This is a genomic window from Actibacterium sp., assembly GCF_041584535.1.
Lineage (GTDB): Bacteria > Pseudomonadota > Alphaproteobacteria > Rhodobacterales > Rhodobacteraceae > Actibacterium_D.
This window is the reverse complement of record NZ_JBFHDW010000150.1, coordinates 1-6578: the sequence shown is the minus strand read 5'-3', so window position 1 is coordinate 6578 and position 6578 is coordinate 1. Positions and strand designations below refer to the sequence as shown.

At 62.4% G+C, this 6578-nt stretch carries 6 protein-coding genes and 1 pseudogene; 6 read left to right on the top strand and 1 reads right to left on the bottom strand.

Going from position 1 to position 6578, the window contains the following annotated elements:
* Window positions 1-922, bottom strand: a pseudogene (locus ABYW26_RS08730) (hypothetical protein); the annotation flags it as partial.
* Window positions 923-1017: 95 nt separating this feature from the next.
* Here ABYW26_RS08730 and ABYW26_RS08725 point away from each other — a divergent pair.
* The 6 genes from ABYW26_RS08725 (at window position 1018) to ABYW26_RS08700 (ending at window position 6299) form a co-directional block, all read left to right on the top strand.
* A complete protein-coding gene (locus ABYW26_RS08725) occupies window positions 1018-1722 on the top strand; it encodes a thiamine diphosphokinase (RefSeq protein ID WP_372604395.1) in 705 nt (234 codons plus the stop codon).
* A 150-nt stretch (window positions 1723-1872) separates the two neighbouring features.
* Window positions 1873-2655: a ribose-5-phosphate isomerase RpiA gene (rpiA, locus tag ABYW26_RS08720; protein WP_372604394.1), complete on the top strand. Its 783-nt coding sequence runs from the start codon at window positions 1873-1875 to the stop codon at window positions 2653-2655.
* Between the two features lie 16 nt (window positions 2656-2671).
* Window positions 2672-4030, top strand: a complete 1359-nt coding sequence (gor, locus tag ABYW26_RS08715) for a glutathione-disulfide reductase (RefSeq protein ID WP_372604393.1) — start codon at window positions 2672-2674, stop codon at window positions 4028-4030.
* Window positions 4031-4095: 65 nt separating this feature from the next.
* Window positions 4096-5229 (top strand): FtsH protease activity modulator HflK, encoded by a 1134-nt coding sequence (gene hflK, locus ABYW26_RS08710; protein ID WP_372604392.1) that lies wholly within the window; start codon window positions 4096-4098, stop codon window positions 5227-5229.
* A 3-nt stretch (window positions 5230-5232) separates the two neighbouring features.
* Window positions 5233-6102, top strand: coding sequence for a protease modulator HflC (hflC, locus tag ABYW26_RS08705; protein WP_372604391.1), 870 nt, complete (start codon window positions 5233-5235; stop codon window positions 6100-6102).
* On the top strand, window positions 6102-6299 hold the full coding sequence (locus ABYW26_RS08700; RefSeq protein ID WP_372604390.1) for a DUF2065 domain-containing protein: 198 nt from the start codon (window positions 6102-6104) through the stop codon (window positions 6297-6299). Before hflC ends, ABYW26_RS08700 begins: the two co-directional genes overlap by 1 nt.
* Window positions 6300-6578: the final 279 nt, after the last annotated feature.

Genomic DNA, 6578 nt, shown 5'->3' with positions numbered 1-6578 from the left:
CGGCAGCTGCGGCGCGGGCTTCAAGCGGGTCGGGCAGGGACAGGCGACCGGAAACGGCGCTGAGGATGTCGTAATCGTCGTCCTCGTCTTCGTCCTCATAGTCGTCGCGTTCGGATGTCGGTTCTTCGTCGTCCTGATCGTCTTCATCCTGAGCCAGATCGGTTTCAATCTGGTCCTGATCTTCGTCCTCGTCGTCTTGGTCGGCGTCTTCTTCCAACTCGGCAACGTCCTCAAGCTCGACCTCGCCTTCCAGCTCGATTTCGAACGCGACCTCGTCTTCGTCCTCAAGCTCGGCGGCGATGTCGTCGGCATCGGCCTCGGCGACGTCTGCCTCGATTTCCTCGGGCTCGTCCTGATCGAAGCTCTGCAGCGATTCTGGCGCCGGTTCCTGATCCTCGGCGAACTCGGGTTCGGAAGTGGTTTCCGGCTCGGGGGTGCGGGCGTTGTCGACCACGGCGCGGATGCGGGCCAGTTTGGCGGCGACCGATCCAAGATCGACCTCGTCTTCATCGACGACCCGCGCAGAGACGGGGGCGGGCGCGGCGACCGGTGCGGGCGCCGGTTCGGCAATCGGGGCGGGCTGTGCGGCAACCGGTGCGGGCTGGGGCGCGGGGGCGGGCTTCGGCTGCGGGGCAGGCGCGGCAGCAACGGCAGGCAGGCCATTTCCCGGTTCGGCGCGCAGGTGCACACCGTCATTGCCGACATAGGCCTCGACCCGGTTGCGGATCTCGCGTTGGGCGATGCGTTGCAGCATCTCGGCATCAGGGGTCGGAGGCTCGGCGCCGAAATAGCGGTCGTCGGCGGCAAGGTCGCGGAAATACTCGGCGATGGCTTTCATAGTGCCGAAGGAATCGTCGAACCCTTCGAGCGTGCACGAGAAGGTGCCATAGGACACCGTCAGAATTTTACTCGCACCTACCATAACTTACTCACCTTCTTTCACTATCTGCATCAACCTGTTTACCACAGCCAGTCTCTTCAAATTGAACAGAACTGGGAAATTAGGGGGGATTATTCATGTCAGGAATGTGGTCATTGGCCCGATTCCGCGATAATTGCGCCATTATGAACCCGATTTTGCAATTTGAAAGCTATGTTACGTTGTTGGGCGCCGGAGAGTGCGCCGCGTCGGATTTGGCGCAGGCTCTTGAATTGGCACCGGTTTTGGTTGCGGCGGACGGGGGCGCGGACCGGGCGCTGCGCGCCGGGTTAGTGCCCGATGCGGTGATCGGCGACCTTGATTCCATCTCGGATCAGGCGCGCGACCGGATTCCGGCGGACCGGCTGATTCACATCTCGGAACAGGACAGCACCGATTTCGATAAGGCGCTGCGCTCGGTCGGGGCGCCGCTGGTGCTGGCGCTGGGGATGCTGGGGCCGCGGGCCGATCACATGCTGGCCGGGCTGAACGTGCTGGTCGGTCACCCGGATCGGCGCTGTATTCTGGTCTCGCACAGCGATGTGGTGTTTCTGGCGCCGCCCCGGCTGGACTTGACCCTGCCGCCCGGCGCGCGGGTGTCGCTGTTCCCGATGGCGCCGGTGCGTGGCACCAGCACCGGGCTGGACTGGCCGATCGACGGGCTGGAGTTTCGGCCCGGCGACCGGATCGGCACTTCGAACCGCTGCACCGATGGGCAGGTGTCGCTGACCTTTGAAAGCCCGGTCATGCTGGTGCTGTTGGACCGCGCAGAGCTTGGCGCCGTGATTGCCGCACTGGTTTAGCCGTTTTTCTGCGAAAAACGGGCCTGCGGCGCGAGTATTTTTACCAGGAAAAGAGCTGCGGCGATCTGAGCTGCGGGCGGGGCGCATTTGCCCTCGCAGCCATGGGGCACATCTCTTATAAGGTGGCACGGGCGATACAGGAGACAGACCATGGCCGGAGAGCTTTCCCCCATTGATAAGGCAAAATTCGTTGCCGCCAAACGCGCCGCTGATTTCGTCGAGGACGGAATGCGCGTCGGGCTGGGAACGGGCTCGACCGCGGCGTGGCTGGTGCGCTGTCTGGGCGAGATGGTGCGCGAGGACGGGTTGAAGATCCGCGGCGTGCCGACCTCGACCCGCACCGCTGAACTGGCGCGGCAGGTGGGCATCGAGATTGTCACGCTGGACGAGGCCAAGTGGCTGGACGTCACCATCGACGGCGCCGATGAATTCGACGCCGATCTGAACCTGATCAAGGGCGGCGGCGGCGCGCTCTTGCAAGAAAAGATCGTGGCCACGGCCAGCGATCAGATGATCGTGATTGCCGATGTCGCCAAGGAAGTGGCGCAGCTGGGCGCGTTCCCCTTGCCGGTCGAGGTGATCCCGTTCGGCTGGCAGACCACCAAGGCGCTGATCGAGGAAACCCTGATCAATCTCGACGTTCTGGGCCGCGACACCACCTTGCGGATGAATGGCGAAGCGCCGTTCGTGACCGACGAGGGTAATTTCATCGTCGACCTGCATTTGAAGCGCATCGGCAATGCCCGGCAACTGGCGCTGGTGCTGAATCAGATCCCCGGTGTGGTTGAAAACGGCCTTTTCATAGATATCTGCGATGTGGTGGTCATTGGCCACGGCGACGGGAAGGTCGAGGTGCGCGACATCAATGCCGGCACGGTTCAAGAGGACAGGATCGACTTTCTTGAGAACGACAATCTGTTTTCGGACCTGTGAAGGGGCATTCTGAGGCATGAGTTTCGACTATGACCTGTTCGTAATCGGCGGCGGCTCGGGCGGGGTGCGCGCGGCGCGGCTGGCGGCCTCGGAAGCGGGGGCGCGTGTGGCGCTGGCCGAAGAATACCGCATGGGCGGCACTTGCGTGATCCGCGGCTGCGTGCCGAAAAAGCTGATGGTGTTTGCCTCGGCCTATCCGGGCATGGTTGACGAGGCCCGCGCCTATGGCTGGGACGCCGCGATCGGTGCGTTCGGCTGGGCCGGGTTCAAGGATAACCTGCACGCGGAACTGACCCGGCTGGAGGGCATCTATACCCGCAATCTGGTCAATGCCGGGGTTCAGGTTTTCGACACCCGCGCGGTGGTCAAGGATGCGCATACCGTGGCGCTGGCCTCGGGCGAGGAAATCACGGCCAAGCATATTCTGGTCGCCACCGGCGGGCAGCCTTTCGTGCCCGAGTTCCCGGGGTCCGATCTGGCGGTGACCAGCAACGAGATGTTCCATCTGGATGCCTTGCCGAAAAAGATGCTGGTGGTGGGCGGCGGCTTTATCGCCTGCGAATTCGCCTGCATCATGCATGGGCTGGGCGTCGAGGTGACGCAATTTTACCGTGGTGCGCAGATCCTGCGCGGCTTTGATGACGAGGCGCGGGGTCATGTCGCCGATCTGATGCGGGGGCGCGGCGTGGATTTGCATGTCGGCACCGATGTGATCTCGATGGAGCGTGTCGATGGCCGGATCGCGGTGAAATGCACCACCGGGCATGATGATCGCTTTGATCTGGTGATGTATGCCACGGGCCGGGTTCCGAACACCGCCGGGCTGGGTCTGGAACAGGCCGGTGTGCGCCTGACCCGCAATGGCGCGGTCGAGGTCGATGCCTATTCGCAGACCTCGGTGCCGTCGATCTATGCGGTGGGCGATGTGACCGACCGGATCAACCTGACTCCGGTGGCGATCCGCGAAGGCGCGGCCTTTGTCGAGACCGTGTTCCATGGCCGCCCGACCGTCGCCGATCACGAATTGGTCGCCAGCGCCGTGTTCACTCAGCCCGAACTGGGAACTGTCGGCCTGACCGAGGAACAGGCGCGCGACCGCGAGCCGATCGAGGTCTATTCCGCCGCGTTCCGGCCGATGCAATCGCTGTTCGCCGGAAGCGATGACCGGGTGATGATGAAATTGATCGTCAGCCGCGAAACCCGCAAGGTTCTGGGCTGTCACATCGTGGCGCCCAACGCGGGTGAGATGATCCAGCTGGCGGCGATTGCGATCAAGATGGGCGCGACCAAGGAAGACTTTGACCGGACCGTGGCGGTGCATCCGACCATGGCCGAAGAACTGGTTACGATGAAGACGCCGACGCGCGTGGCTTGATTTTCGGGCCAGCGCGACCACTTTGATAGAAATGACAAAAGACGCGATAAGAGGGAAAAGACCGTATGGCTGGAAATAACGGCGGCCCCTGGGGGGGAGGCGGTTCGAACAAGGGCGGACAAGGCCCGAATGGCGGCAATGGTGGCCGTGGTCCGGGAGGCGAAGGTCCGCAAATACCCGAGATCGACGAACTTATGAAAAAAGGCCAAGAGCAGCTGAAGGTGCTCATGGGTGGACGTGGCGGCCGTGGCGGGCGTCCGGGCGGTGGCTCGGGTGGTCCGGCTCTGACGCGGGGCACCATTGCGATGGGTGTGCTTGCGGTGATCGCGTTGTGGGGCTTTGCCTCGTTCTATTCGGTGAAACCCGAAGAACAATCGGTCGAGCTGTTTCTGGGCGAATATTACAAGACCGGCACGCCGGGTCTGAACTTTGCCCCGTGGCCCCTGGTGACCAAGCAGATCGAGCCGGTGACGCGCGAGCGCACGGTCGAGGTCGGTGTTGGCCGCGGTGCGGGCGATGCCGGTCTGATGCTGACCGGTGACGAGAATATCGTCGACATCGATTTTCAGGTGGTCTGGAACATCAACGACTTGCAGAAATTCCTGTTCAACTTGCGTGACCCGCAACAAACCATCGAGGCCGTGGCGGAATCGGCAATGCGTGAAATCATCGCGCAATCCGAACTGGCGCCGATCCTGAACCGGGACCGTGGCATCATCGCGGTGCGGTTGCAGGAACTGATCCAATCGACGCTGGACAGCTATGACAGCGGCATGAATGTCGTCCGCGTCAACTTTGACAAAGCCGACCCGCCGCGCGAAGTGATCGACAGCTTCCGCGAAGTGCAGGCTGCCGAACAAGAACGTGACCGGTTGGAAAAACAGGCCGATGCCTATGCCAACCGTGTCGTGGCCGGTGCGCGTGGTGAAGCCGCGCAAAAGCTGGAAGAGGCCGAAGGCTATCGTGCCCGCGTGGTCAACGAAGCCGAGGGTGAGGCCAGCCGCTTTACCGCCGTTCTGAACGAATACCGCAAGGCCCCCGAGGTCACCCGCAAGCGCCTGTATCTGGAAACGATGGAGCAGGTTCTGGGCGATATCGACAAGGTCATCATCGACAGTTCGGTGCAGGGTGGTCAGGGCGTCGTGCCGTATCTGCCGCTGAATGATCTCAAACGTCAGCCCGCGACGGGGGGGAACTAAGCCATGAAGAAAACCACTTTGCTTCTGCCGATTCTGGTGCTGGTTGTTGCCGGTGTGCTGTCGTCGGTCTTTATCGTGACCGAAACCCAACGGGCGCTGGTTCTGCAATTCGGTCGGGTTGTCGCGGTCAAGGACAAGCCGGGTCTGGCCTTTAAGATCCCGCTTATTCAAGAGGTTGTCTATTACGACGACCGGATTCTCAGCTTGGATACAGCGGCGCTGGAAGTCACGCCTCTGGATGACCGCCGTCTGGTGGTCGACGCCTTTGCCCGCTATCGCATCGCCAATCTGCAACAGTTCCGTCAGGCTGTCGGCACCGGCGGTATCCGTTCAGCCGAGGATCGTCTGGACCGGGTTCTGCGTGCCGCGACCCGCGAGGTTCTGGGTTCGGTCAGTTCGAACGACATCCTCAGTTCGGATCGTGCCGTGCTGATGCGGCGCATCCGCGACGCGGCGATTTCCGAGGCCAGCAACCTTGGTCTGGAAATCATCGACGTGCGCCTGAAACGCACCGACCTGCCCGAGCAGAACTTGTCAGCCACCTTTGCCCGGATGCGGGCCGAGCGTGAACGCGAAGCTGCGGATGAAGTCGCCCGCGGTGAAGAAGCCGCGCAGCGGGTGCGCGCTCAGGCCGACCGGACCGTGGTCGAACTGGTGTCGGATGCCAGCCGGCAATCCGAGATCACCCGAGGCGAGGCCGATGCGGAACGGAACGGGATTTTCGCCGCCGCTTATGGCGCCGATAAGGAATTCTTTGAATTCTACCGGTCGCTGACCGCCTATACCCGGGCGCTGCAGGGGAATAACTCGACCATCGTTATGTCGCCGGACGGAGAGTTCTTCCAGTATCTGAAACAGGCCGATCGCCCCTGATGCTGGGGCTGGTGTTTCTGGCCCTCGGGCTGGTTCTGGTTGTCGAGGGGCTGGTGTTCGCACTGGCCCCTTCGCGTATCGAGGACGCGCTTAAGACGCTGGCGGAAATGCCAGTGGAAACCCGCCGGTTTCTGGGTCTGATGGCGCTGGCGGCCGGGGTGCTGCTGGTTTGGCTTGCCCGCGCTTTGGGCGTCTGAGACAGTGGCGCGAAACCGCCGGACCGTTTCACAGTCATGTGACACCGCGCGACGAGGCTTTGAATTGCGCTTTCGGTGCGCCCATCTTCAAATGCGTCACAACCAGCCTGCCGCGACCGTTGGCCCGCAGGCGCCGCTTGGATCAGACAGGAGGACCACGCGTTGATTTCTCAGGCTCTCACTTATGAAACCCGACAACAGGCTGGCCCGCATCGCGTGGTGCTGGCCTTTGTTCTTGGGATTGCTTTGTTGTTGGCGCAGACCTTGTCCGCCTATGCG